The sequence below is a fragment of the Kitasatospora phosalacinea genome, assembly GCF_030268885.1.
Lineage (GTDB): Bacteria > Actinomycetota > Actinomycetes > Streptomycetales > Streptomycetaceae > Kitasatospora > Kitasatospora phosalacinea_C.
In genome coordinates this window covers 277,493-303,690 of the sequence record NZ_BSSA01000004.1, presented here as the reverse complement: position 1 = coordinate 303,690, position 26,198 = coordinate 277,493, and the positions used below count along the sequence as shown (strand labels likewise).

The window sequence follows — 26,198 nt, the reverse complement described above, 5'->3', positions numbered from 1 at the left end:
GCGGGTGTCCGGCTCACTTCTTCACGCGCACGGTCTTGGTCGACCGGGTCTCGAGGGTCATCGAGTCGGCCTCGCTCACGTTCTTACGGAACCGAACGGTACCCTCCCGTTCGTCGACCACGTCCACCACCTTCCGCAGCAGCTTGAGGGTGCCCTCGTTGCCGCTGGTGTACGCCAGCCTGACCGCGGCGCCCAGTTCGGCGCCCGCGAGCGCCAGGTCGCCCGCCCGGTGGGCCTCCAGGCCGGCCCGGATCGCATCGGCCAGCTCGGCCTGCCCGGTGTAGTGGGCGACCTGCGGGTTGATCCGGGTCGAGGAGGCCAGGTCGTCCGTCCACACGGCGCGCACCAGGCCCTGGCCGAGCACCTCGGCGGTGCCGTCGGGGTGCGGCAGGACCAGGCTGACCCGGGCCGCCAGCATCTCGCTGCCGACCGCCGCCGCCGGGACCTCCACGCACACGTGGTAGTCCCGGGACTCGTCGCCCCAGGACCCGGTCGGGTAGTCCCCGGCCCTGGGCCCGGCGTCGGCGCGGCGCCCGGTGAGGTCCTCGACGGTCGGGGCGGCCTGCTTGACGAACCTCACCCGGGCCCCCACCGGCGTCCACACCCGCAGGGCGACGTCGGCGACCTGCTTGCCCATCGCGGCGGACATCATGGCCCGGAAGTCCTCGGCCAGGCCGGAGGACTCGGCGACGATGTCGACGGTGCCGAGCAGCGCGGAGGAGACCTTCCGCAGCTCGGCGACCTCCCAGTCGGTGCCGACGCCGCGGCAGTCGGCGGTGAAGCACCCGGTGGCGGCGTCCAGGGCGCGCTGCAGGTCGGCGGGCTTCTCGTGCTCGTTGCGGCCGTCGGTGAGCAGGACGGCGTGCCGGATCGACGCCTGGGGGCGGGAGGCGAACAGCTGCTGCGCCTTGGCTATCCAGGTGCCGATCGCCGTCCCGCCGGACGGGGTGAGGCGGCGCAGCGCGAGCTTGGCCTGCTCGCGGGTGGCGGGGTCGGCGACCGCGAGGCGGCCGTTGCCGGGGAAGACCTCCTCCGCCCGGTGGGTGCCGGCCACCACGGCGAAGGCGACGCCGTCGCGCAGTTCGTCGATGGCGGCGGCGGTGGCCTCGCGGGCGTCCCGCATCTTGGTGCCCGGGTGCTCCATGGAGCCCGAGCAGTCGATCACCAGCACCACCGCGGCCTCCGCCGCGGCGCCGACCGGCCGCCCGCCGGAGGTGCCGCCGCCGGTCGCGGTGACCGTGACGATGGCGTTGACCTCCTGGGATCCCTGGGCGAGGTACTCGTTCTGGAAGACGTCGACGTCGAACCGGGGCGCGTCGGGCTTGGACAACGAGGCCATGCGGAGAGCTCCTGTCGGAGGATCGGTGGCGGTGACGGTGTCGGTGTCGGTGACGGTGGTGCGAGCGGCGCAGGTCAGTTCGCGGCGGGCGGGGCGGGCTCGGCGGCGGCGGTCGGCACCGGGGCGGGCGGCGCCGCCGGGGCAGGGGGCGCCGCGGGCGGGGTGGGCACCGGGGCGGACACCGGCGCGGGCGGGGCGGCCGGGCGCAGCGGCACGGTGGCGTCCGGGTCGGCGGAGCGCGGCAGCGGCACGTCGAGCAGGGTGGCGTCGTGGGCGGTCGGCGCGGTCGGCGGGTCGATCGGCAGGACCGCGACGGTGATGTTGTCGTGCCCGCCGCGCTCGACCGCGAACCGCACCAACTCCTGTGCGGCGGCCAGCGGTTCGGTCCGGGCGTCGGTGCGGACGAAGAACGCCAGGTCGGTGGCGGCCTCGGCGTAGTTCCACAGCCCGTCGGTGCAGATCAGCAGCACGCCGGGGACGTGCGGGGTGAAGCTGACGGTGTGCGGGTCGAGGTCCTCGGCGTCGGCGCCGAGCCAGCCGGTGATGGCGTGGGCGCGCGGGTCGGCGTACGCCTCGGCCTCGGCCATCAGCTCGGCCGCGACCATCCGGGCCGCCCAGGAGTCGTCCTCGGTGAGCCGGTACGGCTCGGCGGCCTCGCGGTCGTCGGGGATCCAGTAGGCGCGGGTGTCGCCGACCCAGCCGATGGTGACCAGGCCGCCGGAGCTGATCGCGCTGACGTAGGTGCAGGCGGGGGCGTTGTGGTGGCGGCCGTCGGGGGCGGTGCCGTCGTGGGCGAGCGCGGTGACGGCCCGGTTGGCGGCGCCGATCGCCTCGCGCATCGCCTGGCCGGGTTCGCGCCCGGCCGCCAGCGCGGTGACCAGCGAGTCGGCGGCCGCGGTGACGGCGGTGGCGGAGGCCTCGTCGGGGCGGGCCGAGGAGGAGACGCCGTCGCAGACCACGGCGAGCACCACGGACGCGCCGCCGGGGCCCTCGGCGGTGGCGACGGTGAACGCGTCCTCGTTGCGGTGGTGCCGCAGGCCGCGGTCGGAGACGGCCGCGACGCCGGTCAGCTCCAGCTCCTGGTGGTCGCGCTCGCGCGGCTGGGCCTGCCCGCAGTGCTGGCACCAGCCGTCCGCGAGCTCGGCGGAGCCGCAGTGCGGGCAGCTGGGCACGACGGGCAGGTCGCGCAGGGTCGGCGGACCGGTCAGGGCGGTGCCGCAGGCCCCGCAGAACGCGTCCTGCGAGCCCAGCGGTTCGGCACAGTTCGGGCACTCGGTCTGCTGCGGCATGCTCACACCCATGTCCTGGGGCGGGCCCGGTTGGCCCGTTCCACCCACTCGATCCTCGTCTCGGCCCGGTCGGACAACCGGGCCAACATCCGGTAGGAGTGTTCCAGGGCGAGCCTCAGTTCCCGTTCCGCGGCGGGATGTCCCAGCACGGTCAGCGTGGCGGGCTTCCCGGCGGCCCCCGCCAGGACCCAGTTCAGCGCCGAGTCCAGCACTTCGACGGTCAGCTCCTCGCGCCGCCGGGCGTCCAGGGTCAGCGCCGCCAGCCGCTCGGAGCTGTCGGCGAGTTCGGCGGCCAGCGGCTCGGTGGCGGCCCGGCCGCGCAGCCGGGCGCGGACCGCGCCGATCCGGGCGGCGGTCCAGTGGGCGGAGCTCTCCGGGACGGCCTCCAGCGCGGCGACCGCGCCGTCCCGGTCGCCGTCCGCGAGCCGGACCCGGGCCAGGCCGAACGCGGCCCCGACGAAGGACCGGTCGACCAGGTTGACCTGGGCGTAGGACCGGGCCGCGGCCGCGGTGTCGCCGAGCAGTTCGGCGCAGACCGCGAGCGCCAGCTTGGGCGCGCCCTCGCCGGGGAACGCGTCGTACAGCGCCTCGAAGGAGTCGCGGGCCTCCGCGGCCCGGTCCGCGGCCAGCACGGTCAGGCCGCGGTGCCACACCACCCGCCAGTCGTCGGGGTGTTCGGCCTCCAGCGCGGCCAGCTCCGCGGTGGCGGCCGCGGTGTCGCCGAGCTCCAGGTGGGTGCGCAGCGCCCGCAGCCGCAGCTCCGGCGAGTCGGCGCCGGAGGCCCGGAGCGCGGCCAGCGCCTCGGCGGGGGAGCCGGTGGGCAGGGTGGCGAGCAGGCCCGCGTGCGGGTCGGCCGGGTCGGCCAGCGGGGCGGGCAGGGCCAGCGCGGCCGCCCGGGCGTCCGGCGCCCGTTCGGCCAACTCGGTGTCGACGACCCGCAGTTCCGGTCCGAACAGGGCGGAGGACGCGGGCCTGGGCTGCCCGTCCTGCAGGCTCAGCACCTCGCGCAGCACGCCGGTCAGCTGCGCGGCCATCTCCTCGGCGGAGGCGAAGCGGCGGGCCGGGTCCGGGTCGGTGGCGCGCACCAGCAGCCGGTGGAAGGACTCGTACCGGGCGAACACCTCGACCTCGTCCGGGCCCGGGAGCTCGTACCGCCAGCGGTCGGTGTAGCCCTGGAAGTCGAAGGTCAGCACGGCCAGCGTGCGGGCCACCGTGTACAGGTCGGAGGCGGGGGAGGGGCCGAGGGTGGCGATCTCCGGGGCCTGGTAGCCGACGGTGCCGTAGACCGGGCCGTCGTCGTCGTGCCGCCGGACCGCGCCCATGTCGATGATCTTGAGCATGTCGTCCGACTGGATCACGTTGTCCAGCTTGAAGTCGCAGTACACCAGCCCGCGGGCGTGCAGGTAGCCCAGCGCGGGCAGCGCCGCCAGCGCGTACGCCAGCGCCTGCTCGACCGGCAGCGGCTCGCGCCGCCCGTCCGGGGTGCGGCGCTCGTTGGCGATGTCCTTCAGCGACTTGCCGCCGACGTACTCCATCACGATGTAGCCGTCGGCGACGCCGGTCCGGGCGTCCGGGTGCTCGACGAAGTTGATGATCCGGACGATGTTCGGGTGGTCGACCTCGGCCAGGAACCGCCGTTCGGCGATCGCCACCGCCAGCGCGTCCTCGTCCCCGGTGTCGAGCAGGCCCTTGAGCACCACCCAGCGGTCGTTCACCCGGCGGTCCACCGCCAGGTAGATCCAGCCCAGGCCGCCGTGCGCCAGGCAGCCCATCACCTCGTACTGGCCGCCGACCAGGTCGCCGCGCGCCAGCTTCGGGCTGAACGAGTACGCGGCGCCGCACTTGGTGCAGAACCCCTCCGGGCGGCCCGGACGGCCGTCCTTCTCCCGGCCCACCGGCTGGTCGCAGCGCGAGCAGAACCGCTTGCGCTCCGGCACCTCCGGGTTCGCCAGCACCGCCCCCGCCGGGTCCGCGGTCGGCACCGGGGCGATCGCCACCAGGCCCGCGCCCAGGTTGCCGCGCCTCGCGCTGCCCGTGCTGCCGCGCGAACTGCGCACCGACACCGAGCCGCCGGAACGGGAACGGCTCGACCGGGAGCCGACCGAGGAGGCCCGCGGGGCGGGCAGCGGGACGGAGGGGGAGGCGGAGGGGGCGGCGGCGAGGCCGCAGGCGTCGCAGTAGCCGTCCGGGTCGATGGTGCCGTCGCAGTCGCCGCGCCCGCAGGGGCCGCCGACCGCCGGTGCGGCCGGGGCGGCGGTCGCGGCCGCCGGGGTGCGTTCCGGGGCGAGGCCGCACGCGTCGCAGTAGCCGTCGGCGTCGATCTCCCCGGTGCAGCCCGTGCGGGCGCATGCCTCAGCCATCGCTGTCCTCCCCCTGGTCGCTCTGTTCCGGCGGTCGGCCGTCCCGGACCTCCGGTTGCTGCTGCGGCGGCTGCCGTTCGGGCGCGCGCAGGGCCTGCTGGAAGCGGCCGACGGCCTCGGCGGCGGCCCGCAGGTCGCACGGGGCGCTCCAGAGCAGCCAGCGGGCCTTCTCGAAGCGCTCGACCACCTCGGGGTCCTCGGCCAGGCCGAGCCGGGCGGCCATCGCCTTGTACGCCTCCAGCCGGCCGCGCAGTTCGGCCCGGACGGCGAGCGGCTGGGCGACCTCGGTGAGCGCCTGCCGGGCCCGGCCGAGCTCCTTGGCGGCGGCGTCCTCCAGCGCGTCCAGCAGCGGGCCGAGCCGGTGCCACTGGCCGGTCTGCTGGTAGTCGACGGCCTGGCCGATCGCCTCGCGCAGCGCGGAGGGCGGGCCGGGCACGGCGGGCACCTCGGTGGCGGCGATCTTGGCCAGCACCTCGCCGCGGGCCCGGCGGGCCTCGGCGAGGGTCAGGTCGGCGCGCTGGAGCAGGTCGGCGACCTGCTGGAGGCGCTCGTGGGACTCGTCGCGCAGTCGCAGCAGGCCCTCCAGCTCGACGCGCACGTCGTCGAGCCGGCGTCCCATCCGGTCGAACCCGGCGGTGTCCACGGCGCCGGTGGGCGCGGCCCAGGCGGTGCCCTCGGCGGCCCGGCCGCGCTGCGCGGGCACCCGGCTGGGCCGCCACAGCGCGAGCGGGTCGGACACCACCAGGGCCCGCAGCGCGGTCAACTGACGGCCCAGTTCGTCGAGGTCGTCGGCCAGCGGGTGCCCGCCGGGGCGGACGCCGACCGACCCGGCGAGCATCCGGACCCGGCCGAGTTCGGCGAGCAGCAGGTCGATCCGGGCGGGCAGTGCCGACCAGACCGCGTCGACCGCGCTCACCACCTCGACCACCACCGCGTACCAGCCGTTCATCCGCTCCAGCAGTTCGCCGAGCGTGACCTGCTCGACCAGCCGTGCCGGGGCCGGGAGCTGACCCGACGGGTGTGGGAGCCGTCCGCCGGAGACGGTGACCGAGCGGCCGGTCAGCAGTTCGCCGAGCTCGGTGAGTTCGGCGTTGGTGGGCCGGGCGCGCCGGGAGCGGACCGCGCGGGCGGAGGCCAGCGCCTCCGCGTACCGGTCGAACAGCGCCCACAGCAGGGCGACTCCGCCCTCGGCGACGGCCCAGCGCTCCCGGGTGCGTCCGGACAGTTCGGCGCCGGTCAGCAGCCGCAGTCCCGGGTGGTCCTGGAGCGCCAGCAGTGCCGCCTCGACCGCGTCGCGCTCGGCTCCCAGCCGGGTCAGCGCGCGGTCGACCTCCTCACGGTTCATCACCGGGCGGGTCGTTCCGGCCAACGCGGTTCCTCCTCTCGGCCACGGTCGTGGTGACGGGGCGTCGGTCCTGGGGCGGTCGGAGCGACGGCCCGTGGGCCGCCAGTCTCCCCGACGCCCGGCACCGCGCGGACGGCGGTCCCCCGGATTCCCCGCCCCGAACCGCGCGCCGACCCCCGCGCCCGCCACCACCGCCACCGCTGCCGCAGCCGCCGCCGCGCCCCGCACCCCCGCGCTCACCACGGCCGGTACGGGCCCGGATCCCCCATGCCGGGGCGCAGCCACCTGTCGTAACTGGCCTGCCAGGCACCGCTGTTGCGCCAGTCGACCAGCACCTGGTTGACCCAGCCGACCAGGTCGGTGTCGTTCTTGTTCATCCCCACGCCCATGTACGTGGGCAGGAAGGACTCCCCGGCCAGCTCCATGGTCTGGTCCTGGGCCACCATCGCGGCGGCCAGCGAACTGTCCGACAGGGTGGCGTCCGCCTCGCCGAGCTCCATCAGCACCAGGCAGTCCAGCTGGTTGTCGGGCGTGACGACCGAGGCCGCGCCGTGCGGGTCCGCCTTCAGCTCGTTGTGCGAGGAGGAGTTCAGCGCCGCGCAGACCCGCTTGCCGCCGAGCGCCTCGGCCACGCTGCGGGCGTGCGCGGCCTTCGGCGCCACCACCCGCTGGGAGACCCTGAAGTACGGCGCGGAGAAGGAGATCTGCGCCAGCCGGTCGCAGGTGATGGTCATCGCCCGGGCGATCAGGTCGACCGTCTGGGGCTGCGCCTGGAGCAGCTTGACCCGGTCGGCGGTGGCGACGGTCTTGAGCCGCACCTTGTCCGGGTCGCCGAGGATCGACCGGGCGACGGCACGCGCCAGGTCGATGTCGAAGCCCTCGATCCGGCCGGTCTGGGAGTCCCGGTAGCCCCAGTTGTAGGCGCTCTGGTCGACGCCGACGATCAGGTAGCCGCGCTTGCGGATCTCCTGGATCCGGGCCCCGACCTGCTGCCTGGGCGGCAGCGACGTGCCGGTGTCGCAGTTCTCCCCCTGCACCGCGTTCCGCGGTGCGGCGGCCGCGGCGTGCACGAGCGCCTCCCCGCGGGGGCCGCCCGCCCCGGCGGCCGAGCCGCCGGTGCCGAGCAGGCCCGCCAGCAGTGCCGCCGCCGCGAGCAGCGTCCCGGTCCTCGCCCTGCGCCTGCGCATCCCTCGTCCCCCCGTCACCGGTACTCGGCCAGTCGGCGGCCGAGGCCGCGCACCGTCCCGCCGACCGCCAGCGCGGCCAGCAGCGCCGTCGCCGCGGCCTGGACGGCCAGCGTCCCGTCGACGCCGCCCGCGGCCGCGTCGAACGCGGCCTGCTCGGCCCGCCCGGCCTGCGCCCACTGCTGCCCGGCGGCGTTGAACGCGGCCTCGGCGGTGTCGTCCCGGCCCGGGGCCAGGGTCTTGCTCAGCGTCTCCTCGTACCTGCCCTCGGCGTCCAGCCGGGCGGCCTCCGCGTGCCGCTGCTGCCACTCGTCGAACCACCGCCGGGCGTCGGCCAGTTGCTGCCGGGCCCGCTCCGGCGGGGCGGCCAGCAGACCCGCCACCGAACCGGTGTCGCGGGCGGAGGCGGTCAGGGTCCTCGCCAGCGCGTCCCAGCGCTCCTTGAACGCCTCGGTGGCGCCGCGCGAGACCAGGTCGAGGTTCTCCGCGGTGTGCGCCTGCAGCGCCTCCACCCGGACCCGGTTCAGGTCGCGCAGCGGGTCGATGCCCTGGGTGCGGGCCCGGTGCAGGTCGGTGCCGGCCGAGACGGTGCCGACCGCCGTCCAGGCCAGCGCGGCCAGCACCGCGGCCGTGGCGGTCAGCAGGCCCGGGTTGAACACCCGGTTGGTGCGCCGGAACAGCAGCACCTGCTGGCGGCCCAGCGCCCCCAGCAGCAGCACGCCCAGCACCAGCGCCGCCCACGGCACCGCGGCCGCCGCGTCGTAGTCCCCGTCCAGGGCGGCGGCCTCGCCGTCGGCGATCCGCTGGGCGTTCGGCAGCACGCTGGTCTGCAGGTAGTTCGAGGCGTACCGCAGGTACGCCCCGCCGAGCGGCAGGCCCTCCCGGTTGATCGCCCGGGCGGTCTCCACCAGGCCCGCGTAGCGCGGCAGTTGCTCGCCCAGTACGGCCAACTGCCGCTGCGCGTCGGCGGACGCACCGCTGCGCGCGGCGGCCTGCGGGATCAGCCGGGCCGCGGTCGCCAGGTCGTCCTGGTAGCGCTTGCGGACCTCGGGCGGCTCGGCGGAGGCCATCAGGAAGCCCGCGGCGGCGGTGGCGTCGGCGTCCGCCAGCGAGCGGTAGATCTCGGCCGCGTCCTGGCTGAGCGGTTCGCTGCGGGACGCCAACTGCCGCGCCGCCGCGGACCGTTGCGCGGACTGCCAGGCCGCCGTGACGCCGAACAGCAGCGCCAGTGCCACCAGCCCCGCGAGCGCCGTGCGCAGCCGCCCCGGCGGGGTCCGGGAGGCCGACCGCAGGCGCGCCAGCGGGCCGGACGGCCGCCCGACGGGCAGCCGCCCGTCGGCGCCGGGGTCCGGCACCGGCTCCGGCGCGCGGGTGGGGGACGGCGCGCGGACGCCCCCCTGGGTCTGTGCGGCCACCGTTCCCCCTCGGCTCCACCGGCCACGTCTCCGGGCAGTATCGCCACCCGCGGCGGCCGAACGGCCGGAGTTGGCCGGGTGTTCGCCCAACGGTCACCGACCCGCCCCCGACCGGCCGCGCCCCGTCCACCGACCGCCCTCCGGGCCGGGCCCCGGGCTTCGAGGGCCACCCGGGCGGGGCCGGACCGCCCGCAGGTAGTGCCTCCGTCCGCCGGTCGCCCCACCGGGCTGCGCCCCGTCCACTGACCGCCCTCCGGGCCGGGCCCCGAGGGCCCACCGGGCTGCGCCCCGTCCGCCGGCTGCCCCACCGGGCTGCGCCCCGTCCGCCGGGCGGCCTCCGGTGGCCTCGTAAGCTGGGCGGCATGCGTCTGACCGGAACCGTCGCCCCCGACCGCCCGCTGCTCGTCGTCGCCCTGCCCGAGGAGGCCGCGCACTTCGACGGCGGCCTGCCGGTGCTGCTCACCGGCATGGGCAAGCTGAACGCGGCGGCCGCGCTGGCCGCCGTGCTGGCGGGGGGCGTACGGCCCGCCGGGATCGTCAACCTGGGGACCGCGGGTGCGCTGCGGCCCGGTCTCGGCGGCACCCACGAGATCGGCCGGGTGCTCCAGCACGACCTCGACGTCGCGCTGCTCGAACGGCTCACCGGCCGCCCGATGGACGGCCCGATCGACCTCGGCCCGACCGGTCCGGTGCTCGCCACCGGCGACCGCTTCGTCTCCGCCGACGCCGATCGCGAACTGCTGGCCCGCACCGCCGACCTGGTCGACATGGAGGGCTACGCGATCGCCACCGTCGCCCGCCGCGCCCAGCTCCCCGTCCGGCTGGTCAAGCACGTCAGCGACGAGGCCGGCGAGGGCGCGCTGCGCAGTTGGCAGGAGTCCGTCGACGACTGCGCCCGGCTGCTCGCTGACTGGGCCCGCACCCACCTCGGCTGAACCGCCCGGCCCCCGCGGGCCCCGGGAACGCCGGAGCGCCCGTCCGACCGCCACTGCTCGGCGGCCGGACGGGCGCTCCGGCGGAACGCTCAGCCCTGGTACGGGTTGGCCCCCGGCGCCGGGTACTGGCCCGGGGCCGGCGGGGCCTGCGGGTACTGGCCCGGGGCCGGCGGGTACTGGCCGGCGGGCTGCTGCGGCGGGTACGGGGCCGCGGGCGGGGCGGCCGGGTACTGGCCGGGAACGGGGGCCTGGACCTGCGGGTACTGGCCGGGGACGCCCGGGGCGCCGCCGAGCAGGCCGCCGACGAAGGCGTCCATCTCGGCGCGCCAGATGCGGTGGATGTTCATCCGGGTCGGCTTCGGCTCGTTCGGGAGCTGGAAGCGCAGCGAGCTCCACAGGGTGTTGCGCCGCACGTCGCTGATCGAGGCGCGGGCCTGCTCCAGCGGGATCACGTACAGGACTTCCTGCGGGCGGTTGCTGATCCGGGAGGTGCGGTGGATGACGACCACCCGGTGGGTCAGCGTGACGAAGTAGTACTTGACCATCAGCTGGCCGATGAGGCCGAGCACGCCGTTGGTCAGCCAGGGGCTCGGGCCCGTGATGGTCTGGATGATGGCGACCGGACGGTCGTTGGGCTCGATCGCGGCGATCGCGTCGGTGACCTGTTGCTGAATCGTGGACTTGACGATCGCCATCTGGCGCTGCTCCCGGCGGTTGCGGCCGCACGCCCCCGTCGGACGCGCTGTGAGCGCGCGACACTAACAACCGGGCCCGGCGCGTTCAACGGACAGAGCGGGCATCCCGGGCAACCTTGCCAGATTTTCACTGAACTGATACCCGACCGGGGAACTTGTCCGCAAGGTGACGTACCGTCACCTCGCGGCGCCGCTCCCCCCGGGCGTCCTGCCGCCGGACCGGCCGTCCCCGTGGCGGCTCGTCAACCGCGCGGCGGCGCACCACCCGTCCGGGCGGAAACCGGTCCTCGACCCTCCCGGTCGGTCGTGCACGAAGGCCACAATGGCGCTGCGTCCCGGCCCGAACGCCCGCGGCGCGCACCCACCCACGTCCCGGTGCCCCGCGGCACCGGCCGCGACCGAGGGCAGGCGGCCCCATGACGAACGGCACGGTACTGCTGGCAGTGCGCAACGACCCGCTGGGCGGCGGCGTGAGCGCCGAGCAACTGCGCCGGATCGGCAAGGAGTTGCAGGGCCGCGGCCTGGAGCTGCGCTGGGCCCGCGACGCCCGGGACGCGGTGGCGACGCTCCAGGTCGAGGCGGGCCTGGCGGCCGCGGTGGTCGCCTGGGACCTGCCGGGCCCCACGGACGGCGACGGCGGCGACGGCGGCGACGGCACCGGCCCCGGCGGCGCCGCGGTGCTGGACCGGATCCGGCGCCGCTTCAAGGACCTGCCGGTCTTCCTGCTGATGGCGGACGGCTCGGACCACGACCTGGAGCACCTGCCGCTGTGGGTCTCCGAGGCCGTCGTCGGCTACGTCTGGCCGCTGGAGGACACCCCCGCGTTCATCGCGGGCCGGGTCGCGGCCGCCGCCGCCACCTACCGCAGCGAGGTACTGCCGCCGTTCTTCCGCGCCCTGCGCCGCTTCGACGACGCCCACGAGTACTCCTGGCACACCCCCGCCCACTCCGGCGGCGTGGCCTTCCTGAAGTCCGCGGCCGGGCGCGCCTTCTTCGACTACTACGGCGAGCGGCTGTTCCGCACCGACCTGTCGATCTCGGTCGGCGAACTCGGCTCGCTGTACGAGCACAGCGGCCCGATCGGCGCGGCCGAGCGCAACGCGGCCCGGGTGTTCGGCGCCGAGCGCACCTACTTCGTCCTGCACGGCGACTCCACCTGCAACCGGATGGTCGGCCACTACAGCGTCACCGCCGACGAGATCGCCCTGGTCGACCGCAACTGCCACAAGTCCGTCCTGCACGGCCTGGTGGTCTCCGGGGCCCGCCCGGTCTACCTGGTGCCGACCCGCAACGGCTACGGGCTGGCCGGACCGCTGCCGCCCGCCGTCCTCGACCCGGCGGCCGTCGCGGCCCGGATCGCCGCCAACCCGCTCGCCGCCGACGCCGTCTCCCCGGCGGCGCAGTACGCCGTCGTCACCAACTCCACCTACGACGGCCTGTGCTACGACACGGTCGCGGTGGCCCGGACGCTCGCGCCCAGCACCCCGCGCCTGCACTTCGACGAGGCCTGGTTCGCCTACGCCCGCTTCCACCCGCTGTACGAGGGCCGCTACGGCATGGCGGTCGGCCCGGACACCCTGCCGGACGCCGAGCGGCCCACCGTGTTCGCCACCCACTCCACCCACAAGCTGCTGGCCGCGCTCTCGCAGAGCGCCATGGTGCACGTGCGCCCGGCGCCCCGGGCGCCGGTGGAGCACGACCGCTTCAACGAGACGTTCATGATGCACGGCACCACCTCGGCGTTCTACCCGGCGATCGCCTCCCTCGACGTGGCGGCCGCCATGATGGACGGGCCGCAGGGCCGCTGGCTGATCGACGAGGCCGTCACCGAGGCCGTCCGCTTCCGGCAGGCCGTGGTGCGCACCGCCCGCCGGATCACCGCCGCCGGGGACCGCCCGGACTGGTTCTTCGGCGTCTGGCAGCCCGAGACGGTCACCGACCCCGCCACCGGTGCCCGGACGGCCTTCGCGGACGCCCCGGTCGCCCTGCTCGCGGGCGAGGCGTCCTGCTGGCGGCTCGAACCCGGCGCCGCCTGGCACGGCTTCGACGGCCTGGGCGAGGGCCACTGCCTGCTCGACCCGGTCAAGGTCACCCTCACCTGCCCCGGCGTCACCGCCGAGGGCCGCACCGGGTCGTGGGGCATCCCGGCCCGGGTGCTGACGGCCTACCTCGCCACCCGCGGCATCGTGGTGGAGAAGACCGACAGCTACAGCACCCTGGTGCTGTTCTCGATGGGCATCACCAAGGGCAAGTGGGGCACCCTGATGGACGCCCTGATGGACTTCAAGGCCCTGTACGACGAGGACGCGCCGCTCGCCCGGGTGCTGCCCGCCCTGGTCGAGGGGCACCCGCGCCGCTACCGGGGCACCGGCCTGCGCGAGCTGTGCGCCCGGATGCACCGGCACCTGACCGACGGCGCGTTCGTCGAGGCCCTCGACGAGGCGTTCCGGCACCCGCCGCGGCCCGTCCACCCGCCCCGGTACTGCTACCAGCGGCTGGTGCGCGGCGGCACCGAACGCGTCCGCCTCGCCGACGCCGCGCACCGGACGGCCGCCGCCATGGTCACCGTCACCCCGCCGGGCATCCCGGTGCTGATGTCCGGCGAGTCCCTCGGCGAGCCGGACGGCCCGCTGCTGCGCTACCTGACCGCCCTGGAGTCCTTCGACCGGGCCTTCCCCGGCTTCGGCAGCGAGGCCCACGGCGTGGTCACCGACCCCGACACCGGCGACCACCTGATCGAGTGCCTCCGTCCGGAGCCCGCCCCGGCCGCACCCTGACGCCCCGGAGGTCAGCCGTCCCGGAGGTCAGCCGTCCGCCGCCAGCACGTCGGCGACCGCGCAGGCGATGTTGTCCGGCCCGCCCGCCCGGTTCGCCAGCGCGATCAGCTGCTGCACGGCCTGCTCGGGCGCGGCGGTCTGCGCCAGGACGGTGTGCAGGGCCGGTTCGGGGACGGTCCGGGACAGGCCGTCCGAGCAGAGCAGGTAGTGGTCGCCGGGCCGGGCGGCGTGCAGCGACACGTCCGGCCGGTTGTCGCCGGAGCCGGTCAGCGCCCGCACCAGCAGGGTGCGTTGGGGATGCGAGGCGGCCTCGGCCAGGGTCAGCCGGCCGTCGTCGACCAGCGACTGGACCAGCGTGTGGTCGTGGGTGACCTGGTACAGCCCGCCGTCGCGCAGCAGGTACGCCCGGGTGTCGCCGATGTGCACCAGTGCCAGCCGGGAGCCCGACCACAGCACCGCGGTCAGGGTCGTCCCCGCGCCGGGTTCGTCGGCGGCCGCGCCGACCTGCCCGTCCACCCCCGCCAGCGCGTCCTCCAGCGCGTTCAGCAGCTCACCGGCGGGCAACTCGTCGAGCGGGAGCCGCAGTTCGCGCAGCGCCGCGATCGCCGCCGCGCTGGCCGCCCCGCCGCCGCCGGTCGGGCCCGTTCCGTCCGCGACCGCGACCAGGCCCGGCCCGGCGTACGCGGCGTCCTCGTTGCGCTCCCGGACCAGCCCCGCGTCCGACCGGGCCGCGCAGCGGACCTGCAGTGCACCCGTCCGTCCCATGGTGTCCTCCTTCTTCCCGGGGCCGCCCGGATCGCCCGGACGCCCCGACAGGTGGTCGACGAGGAGGGCGGCCAGCTCCCGGCGGGCCTCGGTCTCGGCCCGCACCCGCTCCCAGTACCGGGCGACCTCCTCGGCCGCCCGGGCGGGCTCCAGCTCCAGCACCAGCCGGATCCGGGCCAGCGGCATCCCCAGCCGGCGCAGCCACAGCACCAGCCGGGCCCGCTCCGACTGCCCCGGCGCGTACCACCGGTATCCCGTCACCGGGTCCACCTCGGCCGGCCGCAGCAGCCCCAGTTCGTCGTAGAGCCGCAGCGCCTTCGGCGACAGCCGGACGGCCCGGGCGAACGCCCCGATGCTCAGCAGTCCCATCCCGCCCCTCCTCGCACCGGCCCGCTCCGGACCGGCCCCACCGATGCTGGTCCTTCCCCGAAGGTGAAGGTCAACCCCCTCGGCGGGCCGGCCGCCCGGGCCCGCCGCGCCCACCGATGGCGCACTGCCCGGCCGGGCGCGTCGGCGCTGCGTACGCTCGGGCGGCCCGGGACCGGACCGGGGCGGCGGCGGGTGCAGCGGGAGAGCGGATGGCAGGACGGACGCGCAGGGCGGTGCGGGCGGCGGCGGCGCTGCTGCTGGCGGCGGGGCCGGTGGTGGTCGCGCCGCACGCGGCGGCGGACCCGCCGACCGGCGGGACGGTGATCGTCGACGAGACCTTCACCGGCTCCTCGGTGCCGGACCCGTCCTGGGAGCCGCTGGGCGACACCTGCCTGACCGGCGCGCCGCCCGGCAGCACGCCCGCGCCCGCCGACGCGCCGATCCCGTCCTGCCCGGCGGGCGGCACCCCGGCCGCGCCGGTGCCCGGAGCGACGCCCGGCTACCTGCAGTTGAACGACTCGGCCGGGTTCGTCGGCGGCTCGCTGCTGTACCGCCGCCCGGTGCCCGCCTCGGCGGGCCTGTCGGTGACCTTCGAGCAGTACCAGTACGGCGGCAACCAGCAGCCCGGCGACGGCATCGGGTTCTACCTGGTGGACGGCTCGACCCCGCTGGACTCGAAGGGCGCGGACGGCGGCAGCCTCGGCTACGCGCAGCGCAACCTCAGCCCCGGCGTGGTCGGCGGCTACCTCGGCATCGGCCTCGACATGTACGGCAACTTCTACAACGACGGCGAGATGCGGGGCGCGGACTGCCCCGCGGGCCAGCAGTCGCCGGTCAGGGTGGACGGCCCGGTCGCGCCCAACGCGATCACCCTGCGCGGCCCGGGCGCGGGCATCTCCGGCTACTGCTACCTGGCGTCCACCACCGAGCCGCCGGTCGGCGACCCGCCGCGGGCCGCGTCCACGCTGCCGGGCAGCCTGGGCACCCCGTACGGCACCACCGACCCGGCGGCCGCCAAGCGCACCGTCAACGTGCAGATCACCCCGGCGCCCGCGCCCCGGGTGATCGTCGAGGTGGACTTCGAGGACGGCACCGGCTGGCACCGGGTGCTGGACGAGCCGGCCCCGGCCGGGCTGCCGTCCACGTACAAGTTCGGGTTCAGCGCCTCCACCGGCGGCTCCACCGACGTCCACCTGATCCGGAACGTCAACGCCGCCTCGATCCTGCCGCTGGGCGACCTCGACCTGGTCAAGCAGGTCGACCGGAGCGGCCCCCCGCTGCCCGCGGTGATCACCGCGGGAACGGTCGTCCCGTACCAGTACGTGGTGACCAACGCCGGTGCGGTGGAGGTCGGTTCGCTGAGCGTTGTCGACGACCGGCTGGCGCCGGTGGACTGCCCGGCCACCACCCTGCCGCCCGCCCCCGAGCCCGGCTCGACCGTGGTGTGCACCGGCAGCTACACCGTCACCGCCGCGGACGTCGCCGCCGGACGGGTGGTCAACACCGCCACCGCCACCGCGGTCCCGGCGATCGGCGACCGGGTGCGCGCCGAACCGTCCACCGTCACGGTGCCGCTGGTCTCCGCGATGACGCTCGACAAGCAGGCCGTCACGCCCGCCCCGCACACCGTCGGGCAGGTGGTCGACTACACCTTCACCGTCACCGACACCGGCGGTTCCGCGCTCTCCACCGTCGTCGTCCAGGACCCGGGGATCACCGACCTGTCCTGCCCCACCGCGGTGCTGGAGCCCGGCGGCTCGCTGGTCTGCACCGGCAGCCACACCGTCACCGAGGCGGACCTGGCGGCCGGTTCGTTCCGCAACACCGCCACCGCCGCCGCCCGCTCCCCGATCGGGCAGACCGTCACGGCCGAGCCGTCGACCGCGACCGTCCCGGTGGTCGCCGTCGCGGACCTCGCCGTCGCGGTCGACGCCGATCCGAAGGTGCTGCCGGTCGGCTCCACCACCACCTTCACCGTCACCCTGCACAACAACGGCCCGGCCGACGCGACCGGCGCCGTCGTCGACAACCCGGTGCCCGCCGGGACGACCCTGCTCACCGCGACGCCCGCCCCCGGCACCTCGTACGACCCGGCCACCGGCGCCTGGAGCGTGCCCGCGCTGCCCTCCGGCGGGTCCGTGCAGCTCACCCTGCAGGTCCGGCTGGACGCCGCCGCGCCCGCCACCGACACCGCCACCGTCACCGCGGTCGACCAGTACGACCCGGTGCGGGAGAACGACACCGCCCGCGCCACCGTCCGGCCGCTGGACGAGACCGACATCGCGATCGGCAAGAGCGTCGACCCGGCGCGCCAACAGGTCGGCGGGCAGGCGGTGTTCACCGTCACCGCCACCAACGGCGGCCCGGCGCCCGCCACCGGTCTGGCCGTCACCGACCTGCTCCCGGCCGGGCTGGAACTGGTCGCGGCCGAGCCGGACACCGGCAGCTACGCGGCCGCCACCGGGGTGTGGACGATCGGGAACCTCGCCGTCGGCGACCGGGCCCGCCTGCTGCTGACCGCCCGCGCCGTCGAGCCCGGCGTCCGGGTGAACACCGCCGGGCTGAGCGCCCTCGACCAGCGGGACACCGACCCGTCCGACAACAGCGCGAGCGCCACCGTCACCGTCGACGGCCCGTCACCGAGCCCGACCCCGACCCCGAGCCCGAGCCCGAGCCCGAGCCCGACCCCGTCGCCGGAACCGACCCCGACCCCGACCCCGGCGCCCGAGCCCACCCGGTCCCCGCACCCGCACCACGGCCCCGAGCTGCCCGGCACCGGTGCGTCGGCCGCCGCCGCGGGTGCGGTCGCGGTGCTGCTGCTGGTCGGCGGCGGAGTGCTGCTGGCGGCCCGGCGCTCCCGCGGCCGACGGAGCTGACGCACGGGGGACGCGCAGCCGCCGGCGGGGGCGGCCGGGGCACGTGCGGTGCCTCGGCCGCCCCCGCCGGCGGCGTTCCGGAGGGTCTGCGGGCCGGGTCGTCAGGCCGCGATCGGACGGGCCGTCGGGTACGCCTCGCGCAGGCGGCGGTGTGCCGCGGGGGCGGCGCCCAGGTGGTCCAGGCCGAGCAGGGCGGCGCCCAGCACGGGCGGGGCGACGACCACCCGCGGTTCGGCGAGCGGCGCGTCGGCGGCCAGCCGGGCGGTCAGGTTGTCCAGCAGCAGCGGCTGCCGGGAGGCCAGCACCCCGCCGCCGAGCACCACCGGCACCGGCTGCTCCAGCAGGTCGAGCCGGGTGAGCGCGACCACCGCGAGCCGGGCCACCTCGTCGGCCTGCCGGTCGATCAGGTCGAGCGCGGTCGGGTCGCCCGCCCCGCCCGCCGCGAACAGCACCCGGGAGACCTCGTGCAGCCGGGCCGGGTCGAGCCGCCCCAGGTGCATCGCCTCGGCGACCGCGTTGGCGCCCGCCAGGCCGAAGTGGGCGCCGATCATCGGGGAGAGCAGGGTCGCCGGGCCGCGGCCGTCCTCGGCGCGGGCCGCGTGCCACATCGCCTCCTCGGCGAGTCCGCCGCCACCGCCCCAGTCGCCGGTGAGGCGGCCGAGCGCGGGCCAGCGGGCGGTGCGCCCGTCGGGCCGCAGGCCGACGCAGTTGATGCCCGCGCCGCAGACCACCGCGACGCCCAGCGGCCCGTCCGTCCCGGCCCGCAGCAGACCGAAGGTGTCGTTGGCGACGTGCACGGACGGCGCCCAGCCGTACCCGGCGATCGCCTCGTGCAGCTGCTGCTCCTCGACCGGCAGGTCGGCGTTGGCCAGGCAGGCGCTGACGTGGTCGGTCAGCGGCCGCCCGCCGGGCCGCCAGGTGGTCCCGGCCTGCCGGGCCAGGTCGTCGACCAGCGGGGCGAGCGCGGCGACGGCCGCGGCCGGGCCGGTGTGCTGCGGCTGGAAGCCGCCGCCGCGGGCGGTGGCCAGGACGGTGCCGTCGGCGCCGACCAGGGCCAGGTCGGTCTTGCTGTTCCCGGCGTCGACGGCGAGGACGCCGGGCAGGAGTGCGGAGTGGCTCATCGGCCGGTCCCCCCGTGGTGGTGCCGGGTGCTGGTGGGGCGGTGCACGGTCATGGCGCCGGTCACGCCCAGCTCAGGTGGGCGCGGTTGTGGGCCAGCAGCCGGTCGGTGAGCTGGTCGGCGAGCTCGATCTGCCCGACCAGCGGGTGGGCGAGCAGCGCGTCGAAGACCCGGTCCCGGCCGCCGTGCAGCGCGGCGTCCAGCGCCAGGTGCTCGTACGCGGTGACGTTGGCGATCAGGCCCGCGTACAGCGGCTCGACCGGGCGCTGCGGCAGCGGGCGGACGCCGGCGGCGTCGACCTCGGCCGGGACCTCGACCACCGCGTCGTCGGGCAGGAACGGCAGCACGCCGTCGTTGCGGGTGTTGACCACCTGGACGGTGGTGCGGCCGTCGGTGCCCAGCAGCGAGGCGATCAGCTGCACCGCGGCCTCGGAGTAGAAGGCGCCGCCGCGCTTGCCGAGCAGTTCGGGCTTGGTGTCCAGGGCCGGGTCGGCGTACATCTCCAGCAGCTGCCTCTCGATCGCGGCGACCTCGGCGGCCCGGGAGCCCTTGACCTTCAGCTCCTCGACGACCAGGTCGTGCTGGTAGAAGTACCGCAGGTAGTACGAGGGGACGACGCCGAGCCGACGGAACACCGGCAGCGGCAGGTGCAGGTCGGCGGCGATGGCCTCGCCGTGCTCGGCGAGCAGCTGCGGCAGCACCTCGCGGCCGGTGGCGGCGCCGGGGGAGTCGAGCAGGGTGACGCCGCGCTCCCAGGTCAGGTGGTTCAGGCCGACGTGGTCCAGGCGCACCAGCTCCGGGTCGACGCCCAGGTGGGCGGCGAACTTGCGCTGGAAGCCGATGGCGACGTTGCACAGGCCGACGGCCTTGTGCCCGGCGGTCTGCAGGGCGCGGGTGACGATGCCGACCGGGTTGGTGAAGTCGACGATCCAGGCGTCCGGGTTGGTGCGGCGCACCTGCTCGGCGATGTCCAGCACCACCGGGACGGTGCGCAGCGCCTTGGCGAGGCCGCCCGCGCCGGTGGTCTCCTGGCCGACGCAGCCGCACTCCAGCGGCCAGGTCTCGTCCTTGTCGCGGGCGGCCTGGCCGCCGACCCGCAGCTGCAGCAGCACCGCGTCGGCGCCCTGCACGCCCGCGGTGACGTCGGTGGCGGTGGTGACGGTGGCGCCGTGGCCCTGCTTGGCGAAGATCCGGCGGGCCAGCGCGGCGATCAGCTCCAGGCGGTCGGCCGCCGGGTCGATCAGCACCAGCTCGCCGATCGGCAGGGTGTCGCGCAGCCGCGCGAACCCGTCGATCAGCTCCGGCGTGTAGGTGGAACCACCGCCGACGATTGCCAACTTGAGTGCGGACATCAGCCCTTGACCCCTGTCAGTGTGACGCCCTCGATGAAGGCGCGTTGTGCGAAGAAGAACAGAACGATCACCGGCGCCATCACCAGCAGCGTCGCCGCCATGGTGAGGTTCCAGTCGGTGTGGTGGGCGCCCTTGAAGGACTCCAGCCCGTAGCTGAGGGTCCAGGCGCCGGGATTCTCCGAGGAGTAGATCTGCGGGCCGAAGTAGTCGTTCCAGCAGTAGAAGAACTGGAAGAGCGCCACGGCGGCGATCGCGGGCCGGGTCATCGGCAGGACCACCCGCAGCAGGGTGCGCAGTTCACCGCAGCCGTCGAGCCGGGCGGCCTCCATGTACTCCTTGGGGATGGTCAGCAGGAACTGGCGCAGCAGGAAGATGGTGAAGGCGTCGCCGAAGGCCATCGGGATGATCAGCGGCCACAGCGAGCCGGTCAGGTGCAGTTGCTTGGCCCAGAACAGGTACATCGGGATGACGGTGACCTGCGGCGGCAGCATCATCATCGCCACCACCGCCATCAGGGCGAGGTTGCGGCCGCGGAAGCGGAACTTGGCGAGCGCGTACGCCACCGGGAGGCTGGAGACCACCGTCAGCAGGGTGCCGAGTCCCGCGTAGAGCAGGGTGTTGCGCCACCAGGTGAGGAAGCCGGGGGTGTTCCACACCGTGGCGAAGTTCGACCACTGCCACTGGTGCGGCCACAGGTCGGAGGTGAGCGCCTGGCGGTCGGTCATCACCGAGGTCAGGAAGACGAACGCGAACGGCAGCAGGAAGAACAGCGCGGCGGCGATCGCGGTGGAGTGCACCGCGACCCACTGCAGGGCGGCGCGGCGGCGGGCGGCGCGGGCGGCCGCCGAGGCGGGGGCGGTGCGCTTGCGGGGGAGAGCGGAGACGAGGGTCACGGGGCCTCAGTCCTCATTCATGAAGCCGGACTTGCGCCGCAGCAGGATCGAGGTGAACGCCATCGAGAGGGCGAACAGGACGACGGCGACGACGCAGGCCGAGCCGGTGTCGAAGCGCTGGAAACCGAGGTTGTAGACCATCTGCGGCAGCGTCCAGGTGGAGCCGTGCGGGTAACCGGGTTCGAACTGCTGCCCGGAGCCGCCGATCACGCCGGAGGCGACCTTCCCGGCGACGATCGCCTGGGTGTAGTACTGCATGGTCTGGATCACGCCGGTGACCACGGCGAACATCACGATCGGCGAGATGTTCGGCAGGGTGACGTACCGGAAGCGCTGGAAGCTCCCGGCGCCGTCGAGCTCGGCCGCCTCGTACTGCTCGGTCGGCACGTCGAGCAGCGCGGCCATGAAGATCACCATCAGGTCGCCGATGCCCCAGACCGCCAGCATGGTCAGGGCGGGCTTCGACCAGGACGGGTCGGTGAACCAGCCCGGCTGCGGCAGGCCCAGCTCCCCCAGCAGGTGGTTGACCGGCCCGGTGCCCGGGTTCAGCAGGAACGCGAACGCCATCGTCGCGGCCACCGGCGGCGCCAGGTACGGCAGGTAGAAGGCGGTGCGGAAGAACCCGGCGCCGGACTTCACCTTGGTGATCAGCATGCCGATGCCGAGGCCGAACACCACCCGGAGGCTGACCATCACCACGACCAGCCAGAGCGTGTTGCCCATGCCGGTCCAGAAGGAGGGGTAGTCGGTGAAGACGTAGGTCCAGTTCTGCAGACCGGCGAAGGTCGGCGCGGTGAACCCGTCGTAGTGCATGAACGAGAAGTAGACCGTCGAGATCAGCGGGTACAGGAAGAAGAACCCGAAGCCGACCAGCCACGGGGAGAGGAAGGCCAGGGTCCTGGCCCGCTCCCGCAGGCGCTTGCGGCGCAGCGCCTGCGGGACGGTGGAGTTCACGAGCGCCATGTCACTTCGCCTGGTTGACGGCGGCGTCGATCTCCTCGGCGGTGGCCTTCAGGCCCGCCCCGAGGTCGGTCTGCCGGCCGGACTCCACCTCGTAGCTGAGGTTCTGCAGCGACACCTGGTAGGCGCCGCCGTTGATGCTGGCCGGGGTGGTCGAGGAGTTCGGGTTCTTCGCGATGTCGACGAAGGTGCGGAAGTTCGCGTCCGCGTCCAGCTTCGGCGACTCCAGCGCGGCCAGGGTGCTCGGCACGTTGTGGATCGCGTTGGCGAAGGAGACCACCGCGTCGGTGTCGGTGGTCAGGTACTTGACGAAGGTCCAGGCCGCGGTCTGCTTCTTCGAGCCGTTCGCGACGCCGACGATGGTGCCGGTCTGGTAGCCGCGCCCGTAGGCGGCCGCCTGGTCGTCCGGCACCGGGAACGGCGCGGTCGCCCACTCGAAGTCCGGCTTGTCCTCGGCCAGCGAGGCGGTCCGCCACTCGCCGTCCAGGCTCATCGCCACCTGCCCGGTGGTGAACGGGTTCTTGCTGCTGAACTCGTCGCCGAACGTCGTCCGGTACTTCTCCAGCTTCTCGAACCCGCCGAGCCGGTCGACCAGTTGCTTCTGCCAGGTCAGCGCCGCCGCCACGGTCGGGTCGGTGGCCACGTTCGACTTGCCGTCCGGGCCGAAGTAACTGCTGCCGTACTGGCCGAGGTAGTGCGCGATCGCCGTCTCGTAGCCGTGGTAGTTCGGCATGAAGCCCAGCTGCTTGTACGAGTCGCCGTCGGGGACGGTCAGCTTGGCGGCGTCCTCGGCGAACTCGCTGAAGGTCTTCGGCGGGGCGGTGATCCCGGCCGCCGCGAACGCGGTCTTGTTGTAGTACAGGCCGTACGCGTCGCCGAGCAGCGGCAGCGCGCACTGGTTGCCCTGGTACTGGCTGTACTTGAGCATCGCGCTCGGGAAGGTCTTCGCCGGGTCGATGCCGTCCTTGCGCAGCATCGGCCCGAGGTCCGCCCACACGTGCGAGGCGCAGAACTTGCCCACGTTGTCGGTGGAGAACGAGGACACCACGTCCGGCGCGTCCGGGCCGCCCGCGCGCAGCGCCTGTTCGGCCTTGTCGTCGGCGATGTTGCCGACCACCTTGACGTGGATGTTGGGGTGCAGCTTCTCGAAGGCGGCGACGTTGTCGTTGATCGCCTTCACCTCGTTGTCCTGGCTCCAGCCGTGCCAGAAGGTGATCGTCACGTCCTGGCCGGAGGCCGAACCGTCCTGACCTCCACCGGAGTTGGTGCCGGTGCAGGCGGTGGCCAGCAGCGCCGTGCAGGCGGCCGCGGTGAGTGCGGCCAGCGGGCGGCGGGCGAGCGGGGATCTACGGGTCTTGTCCACGGAAGGGCACTCCTCTGGAGGGACGGGGGCAGGGCGGCACGGCCCGGCGGCCCGTGGGGGCCTGGGCGTGCGTGCGAACGTGCATCGGTTGCATCAGTGCGTGCTGAACAGGACGTCCCGGGTGCTCGCCAGCGCGCGCTGCAGCGCGCCGGTCAGGACGGGCGACCCGGGCACGGCCGACAGCCGCACCTCCGGCCGCGGGATGGACATCCGGCCCAGGGCCTCCTGGACCAGCTCCCGCAGGCGTTCCCCGCCCGCGGTCGGCGTCCCCCCGGAGAGCACCACCAGCTCCGGGTCCACCACCGAGGCGATCACCGCCAGCCCGACCGCCAGCCGCTCGGCCAGCTCGGTCAGGAAGGCCTCGCCCCCGGCCGTGCCCAGGGCCCCGGCCACCACCTGCGCCGCGTCGGTGCCGCGCAGCCCGTGCCGACGGGCCAGCGCCAGCACCGCGGGCTCACCGGCCAGGTCCTGGAACCCGCCGGACACCTTCCGTCGGGAGCCCAACGACACCGGGGCGTCGGGCACCGGCATGTAGCCGACCTCGCCCGCACCCCCGGTGAAACCCCGGTGCAACCGGCCCGCGATCACGATCGCCGCGCCGATGCCCTCCTCGGCCCACAGCAGGACGAAGTCCTCGCACCCCGCCGCCGCCCCGCCGGCCTGCTCCGCCACCGCGGCCAGGTTCACGTCGTTCTCGATCGACACCGGCGCGCCCAGTGCCGCCTCCAGCTCCTCCACCAGCCGCGGCGAGTGCCAGCCCGGCAGGTGCGAGGCGTACCGCAGCTTGCCGGTCACCGGATCGGGTGCACCGCCGATCCCGATCACGACCTCGCGCAGGCACCCCGGCGCGAGCTCCGCCCGCCGCACCGTCTCCGCGACCGTCTCCGCGACCCGCGCCACCGTTTCCGCGGCCGGCCACCCCTTGGTCGACACCCGGTGCTCCGCCAGCGTCGTCCCGGTGATGTCCGCGACCGCGACCCGCACCGCGGTGCTCGTCACGTCCACGCCCGCGACGTGGCCCGCCGCCGGGTTCACCTGGTACAGCTGGGCGTTGGGCCCCGGCCCCCCGGCCGTCGTCCCGACCGGCACCACCAGCCCGACCGCCTCCAGCCGGGCCAGCAGCTGCGAGGCGGTCGGCTTCGAGAGCCCGGTCAGGCTCCCGATCTGGGTGCGGGAGAGCGGGCCGTTCGCGAGCAGCAGCTCCAGCGCGGCGCGGTCGTTGATGGCCCGCAGCAGGCTCGGCGTACCGGCCAGCGGGGAGCGGGGCGTCTTTCGGGTGGTGGTCACGGCCCGATCCTCCTCTGCGTGCGCCGCTGCGGCCAACTGTTAGGAAAGTTTCCAATCGCGAGCCGTGGTTGTCAACGGTACGGGAGCACTTCATTGGTAGAGACCACTGGGTGTGCGGCGAACGGCAGCAGGGGCGCGGGGAAGTTCCCCGCGCCCCTGCTCGGTGCCGCTCCGCCCGGCGGGCCCCGGCGCCCGCACCGGCGGGCCGTCACCAGGGCAGCGGGCCGTCCTCGTCGAAGAACCCGCCGCTGGGGCCGCCGTCGGGCAGCGCGGCCAGCCGGACGGCGACCGCCGCGCCCTGGGCGGGGGTGCGGGTGCCCTGGTGCCCGTTCAGGTCGGTGTCGCAGTAGCCCGGGCAGGCCAGGTTGACCAGCACGCCGGTGCCGCGCAGCTCCTTGGCGTACTGCAGGGTGACCGCGTTCAGGAAGGACTTCGACGGCGCGTACGCGGCCGAGATCGGCCCGGTGGAGGCGTCCGGGTCGGACTGCAGGGTCAACGAGCCCACGCGGCTGGACAGGTTGACGATCCGCGGGGAGGCCGAGCGGCGCAGCAGCGGCAGCAGCGCGTTGGTCACCCGGATCACCCCCAGCACGTTGGTCTCCACCGCCAGCCGGACCTGCTCCAGGCCCACCGCGGTCGGCTCCTGCCCCGGGCCGCCGGTCACCGCCGCGTTGTTGACCAGCACGTCGAGCCGGCCGAAGCGCTCCGCGAACAGGTCGGCCGCCGCGGCCGCCGAGGCGTCGTCGGTGACGTCCAGCGGCACCGGGAAGGCGTCCGCGCCGCCCTCCCGCAGCGCCGCCACGGCGGCCGTGCGCCGCCCCTCGTCGCGGGCCCCGACCCCGACCCGCCAGCCCAGCGCGCCGAGGCCCGCCGCGATCTCGTACCCGATGCCCTTGTTCGCGCCGGTGACCAGCGCAACCGTCTTCTCGTCCATGCCCCCATCCTTGGGCCGCCGCCCGGGCCGCGGCCAGGACCGATCCGGGCACCCGGCGATACCCGCCGGGTATCGCCGTACGCTGGGCCGGTGGAGACCAGGGAACTGCGGTACTTCGTCGCCGTCGCCGAGGAGTTGCACTTCGGCCGGGCGGCGCAGCGGCTCGGCATGGCGCAGCCGCCGCTGTCGCGGGCGATCGCCCGGTTGGAGCGGCGGCTGGGTACCGCGCTGCTGGAGCGCGACAGCCACGGCGTGGCGCTGACCGGCCCGGGCCGGGTGCTGCTGCGCGAGGGCCGCGCCGCGCTGGAGGCGGTGGCCGCCGCGGAGGCCCGCACCCGCCGGGCCGGGCAGCCGGGGCTGGTGCTGGCGGCGAAGGCGGGCGCCTCCGCCGACCTGCTGGCCGGGCTGCTGGCCGCCTACGGGGCCGAGCCCGGCGCGGTCCCGGTGGAGGTGCAGCTGTGCCAGTACGGCGAGCAGGGGCAGCTGCTGCGCCGGGGCGAGGCGGACGTCGCGCTGCTGCACCTGCCGTTCGACTCCACGGCCGGCCTGGACACCGAGGAGCTGCACACCGAGGGCCAGGTCGCCCTGCTGCCCGCGGCCCACCCGCTGGCCGCCCGCCGGGAGCTGCGCCTCGCCGAGCTGGCCGACCTGCCGGACCTGCCCGCCCCCCGCTACCCGCGCCCGGACGGCAGCCACCCGGACGGGCCGGGGCCGGCGATCCGCGACCACACCCAGCTCCACCAGCTGATCGCCCTGGGCCGGACGTGCGCCGTCCTCCCGGAGTCCTGCCGCGCCCAGCTGGGCCCGGGGGTCACACCCGTCCCCGTCCCCGACGCCCCGCAGGTCACCACCGTGCTCGCCTGGCCCCCCGACAGCCGCTCCCGCCCGCTGGCCGCCCTGCTGCGGGCGGCGACGGGCGGCTGACCGGGCCGGCCGGTCC

19 protein-coding genes are annotated in these 26,198 nt (G+C 75.4%); 4 read left to right on the top strand and 15 right to left on the bottom strand.

The features are described from left to right. Positions 1–13: 13 nt before the first annotated feature. The 6 genes from QSK52_RS09180 to QSK52_RS09155 all read right to left on the bottom strand — a co-directional run bounded on the left by QSK52_RS09180 (position 14) and on the right by QSK52_RS09155 (position 8,932). On the bottom strand, positions 14–1,339 hold the full coding sequence (locus tag QSK52_RS09180; RefSeq protein WP_285735426.1) for a vWA domain-containing protein: 1,326 nt from the start codon (positions 1,337–1,339) through the stop codon (positions 14–16). A gap of 74 nt (positions 1,340–1,413) precedes the next feature. Then, positions 1,414–2,628 (bottom strand): PP2C family serine/threonine-protein phosphatase, encoded by a 1,215-nt coding sequence (locus QSK52_RS09175; protein WP_435053200.1) that lies wholly within the window; start codon positions 2,626–2,628, stop codon positions 1,414–1,416. A 2-nt stretch (positions 2,629–2,630) separates the two neighbouring features. Then, positions 2,631–4,988, bottom strand: coding sequence for a serine/threonine-protein kinase (locus QSK52_RS09170; protein ID WP_285735425.1), 2,358 nt, complete (start codon positions 4,986–4,988; stop codon positions 2,631–2,633). After that, the gene (locus QSK52_RS09165; RefSeq protein WP_285735463.1) at positions 4,981–6,333 is read right to left on the bottom strand and encodes a hypothetical protein; all 1,353 of its coding nucleotides are present in this window, start codon (positions 6,331–6,333) and stop codon (positions 4,981–4,983) included. The genes QSK52_RS09170 and QSK52_RS09165 overlap by 8 nt, the downstream gene beginning before the upstream one ends. A 236-nt stretch (positions 6,334–6,569) precedes the next feature. After that, positions 6,570–7,520, bottom strand: coding sequence for a glutamate ABC transporter substrate-binding protein (locus tag QSK52_RS09160; protein ID WP_285735424.1), 951 nt, complete (start codon positions 7,518–7,520; stop codon positions 6,570–6,572). Between the two features lie 14 nt (positions 7,521–7,534). Further along, complete coding sequence (locus QSK52_RS09155; protein WP_285735423.1) at positions 7,535–8,932, bottom strand: hypothetical protein; 1,398 nt, start codon at positions 8,930–8,932, stop codon at positions 7,535–7,537. 362 nt (positions 8,933–9,294) lie between these two features. Between QSK52_RS09155 and QSK52_RS09150 the strand changes: the two genes are divergently transcribed. Next, positions 9,295–9,867 (top strand): nucleosidase, encoded by a 573-nt coding sequence (locus QSK52_RS09150; RefSeq protein WP_285735422.1) that lies wholly within the window; start codon positions 9,295–9,297, stop codon positions 9,865–9,867. An 89-nt stretch (positions 9,868–9,956) separates the two neighbouring features. Here QSK52_RS09150 and QSK52_RS09145 read toward each other — a convergent pair whose 3' ends face one another. Then, positions 9,957–10,562 carry a hypothetical protein gene (locus tag QSK52_RS09145; RefSeq protein WP_285735421.1) on the bottom strand — a complete coding sequence of 202 codons (606 nt, stop codon included), beginning with the start codon at positions 10,560–10,562 and terminating at the stop codon, positions 9,957–9,959. 416 nt (positions 10,563–10,978) lie between these two features. On the opposite strand from QSK52_RS09145, the gene QSK52_RS09140 reads away from it, so the two are divergent. Next, on the top strand, positions 10,979–13,339 hold the full coding sequence (locus tag QSK52_RS09140; RefSeq protein ID WP_285735420.1) for an Orn/Lys/Arg decarboxylase N-terminal domain-containing protein: 2,361 nt from the start codon (positions 10,979–10,981) through the stop codon (positions 13,337–13,339). 27 nt (positions 13,340–13,366) lie between these two features. Here the strand turns inward: QSK52_RS09140 and QSK52_RS09135 are convergent, their stop codons facing one another. Beyond that, positions 13,367–14,473 (bottom strand): MerR family transcriptional regulator, encoded by a 1,107-nt coding sequence (locus tag QSK52_RS09135; protein ID WP_285735419.1) that lies wholly within the window; start codon positions 14,471–14,473, stop codon positions 13,367–13,369. 209 nt (positions 14,474–14,682) lie between these two features. Between QSK52_RS09135 and QSK52_RS09130 the strand changes: the two genes are divergently transcribed. After that, positions 14,683–17,349, top strand: a complete 2,667-nt coding sequence (locus tag QSK52_RS09130) for a DUF7507 domain-containing protein (protein WP_285735418.1) — start codon at positions 14,683–14,685, stop codon at positions 17,347–17,349. Between the two features lie 101 nt (positions 17,350–17,450). Here QSK52_RS09130 and QSK52_RS09125 read toward each other — a convergent pair whose 3' ends face one another. From QSK52_RS09125 to QSK52_RS09095, 7 genes are all read right to left on the bottom strand, one after another. Then, complete coding sequence (locus QSK52_RS09125; RefSeq protein ID WP_285735417.1) at positions 17,451–18,470, bottom strand: N-acetylglucosamine kinase; 1,020 nt, start codon at positions 18,468–18,470, stop codon at positions 17,451–17,453. Between the two features lie 61 nt (positions 18,471–18,531). Next, positions 18,532–19,821 (bottom strand): 6-phospho-beta-glucosidase, encoded by a 1,290-nt coding sequence (locus QSK52_RS09120; RefSeq protein WP_285735416.1) that lies wholly within the window; start codon positions 19,819–19,821, stop codon positions 18,532–18,534. Next, complete coding sequence (locus QSK52_RS09115) at positions 19,821–20,714, bottom strand: carbohydrate ABC transporter permease (protein ID WP_285735415.1); 894 nt, start codon at positions 20,712–20,714, stop codon at positions 19,821–19,823. Before QSK52_RS09115 ends, QSK52_RS09120 begins: the two co-directional genes overlap by 1 nt. Before the next feature lie 6 nt (positions 20,715–20,720). Then, positions 20,721–21,677: a carbohydrate ABC transporter permease gene (locus QSK52_RS09110; RefSeq protein ID WP_285735414.1), complete on the bottom strand. Its 957-nt coding sequence runs from the start codon at positions 21,675–21,677 to the stop codon at positions 20,721–20,723. A gap of 1 nt (position 21,678) precedes the next feature. Then, positions 21,679–23,037: an ABC transporter substrate-binding protein gene (locus QSK52_RS09105; RefSeq protein ID WP_285735413.1), complete on the bottom strand. Its 1,359-nt coding sequence runs from the start codon at positions 23,035–23,037 to the stop codon at positions 21,679–21,681. A gap of 93 nt (positions 23,038–23,130) precedes the next feature. Next, complete coding sequence (locus tag QSK52_RS09100) at positions 23,131–24,324, bottom strand: ROK family transcriptional regulator (RefSeq protein WP_285735412.1); 1,194 nt, start codon at positions 24,322–24,324, stop codon at positions 23,131–23,133. A gap of 208 nt (positions 24,325–24,532) precedes the next feature. After that, positions 24,533–25,258, bottom strand: a complete 726-nt coding sequence (locus tag QSK52_RS09095; RefSeq protein WP_285735411.1) for an SDR family NAD(P)-dependent oxidoreductase — start codon at positions 25,256–25,258, stop codon at positions 24,533–24,535. A 90-nt stretch (positions 25,259–25,348) separates the two neighbouring features. Between QSK52_RS09095 and QSK52_RS09090 the strand changes: the two genes are divergently transcribed. Beyond that, the gene (locus QSK52_RS09090) at positions 25,349–26,182 is read left to right on the top strand and encodes a LysR family transcriptional regulator (protein ID WP_285735410.1); all 834 of its coding nucleotides are present in this window, start codon (positions 25,349–25,351) and stop codon (positions 26,180–26,182) included. Positions 26,183–26,198: the final 16 nt, after the last annotated feature.

Excerpts from the sequence above, each read along its gene's own strand:
- QSK52_RS09140 (WP_285735420.1), top strand. The coding sequence starts at position 10,979 with ATGACGAACGGCACGGTACTGCTGGCAGTGCGCAACGACCCGCTGGGC.
- QSK52_RS09125 (WP_285735417.1), bottom strand. The coding sequence starts at position 18,470 with ATGAGCCACTCCGCACTCCTGCCCGGCGTCCTCGCCGTCGACGCCGGG.
- QSK52_RS09135 (WP_285735419.1), bottom strand. The coding sequence starts at position 14,473 with ATGGGACTGCTGAGCATCGGGGCGTTCGCCCGGGCCGTCCGGCTGTCG.
- QSK52_RS09095 (WP_285735411.1), bottom strand. The coding sequence starts at position 25,258 with ATGGACGAGAAGACGGTTGCGCTGGTCACCGGCGCGAACAAGGGCATC.
- QSK52_RS09165 (WP_285735463.1), bottom strand. The coding sequence starts at position 6,333 with ATGAACCGTGAGGAGGTCGACCGCGCGCTGACCCGGCTGGGAGCCGAG.
- QSK52_RS09175 (WP_435053200.1), bottom strand. The coding sequence starts at position 2,628 with ATGCCGCAGCAGACCGAGTGCCCGAACTGTGCCGAACCGCTGGGCTCG.
- QSK52_RS09170 (WP_285735425.1), bottom strand. The coding sequence starts at position 4,988 with ATGGCTGAGGCATGCGCCCGCACGGGCTGCACCGGGGAGATCGACGCC.
- QSK52_RS09130 (WP_285735418.1), top strand. The coding sequence starts at position 14,683 with ATGGCAGGACGGACGCGCAGGGCGGTGCGGGCGGCGGCGGCGCTGCTG.
- QSK52_RS09120 (WP_285735416.1), bottom strand. The coding sequence starts at position 19,821 with ATGTCCGCACTCAAGTTGGCAATCGTCGGCGGTGGTTCCACCTACACG.
- QSK52_RS09180 (WP_285735426.1), bottom strand. The coding sequence starts at position 1,339 with ATGGCCTCGTTGTCCAAGCCCGACGCGCCCCGGTTCGACGTCGACGTC.
- QSK52_RS09145 (WP_285735421.1), bottom strand. The coding sequence starts at position 10,562 with ATGGCGATCGTCAAGTCCACGATTCAGCAACAGGTCACCGACGCGATC.
- QSK52_RS09160 (WP_285735424.1), bottom strand. The coding sequence starts at position 7,520 with ATGCGCAGGCGCAGGGCGAGGACCGGGACGCTGCTCGCGGCGGCGGCA.
- QSK52_RS09150 (WP_285735422.1), top strand. The coding sequence starts at position 9,295 with ATGCGTCTGACCGGAACCGTCGCCCCCGACCGCCCGCTGCTCGTCGTC.
- QSK52_RS09110 (WP_285735414.1), bottom strand. The coding sequence starts at position 21,677 with ATGGCGCTCGTGAACTCCACCGTCCCGCAGGCGCTGCGCCGCAAGCGC.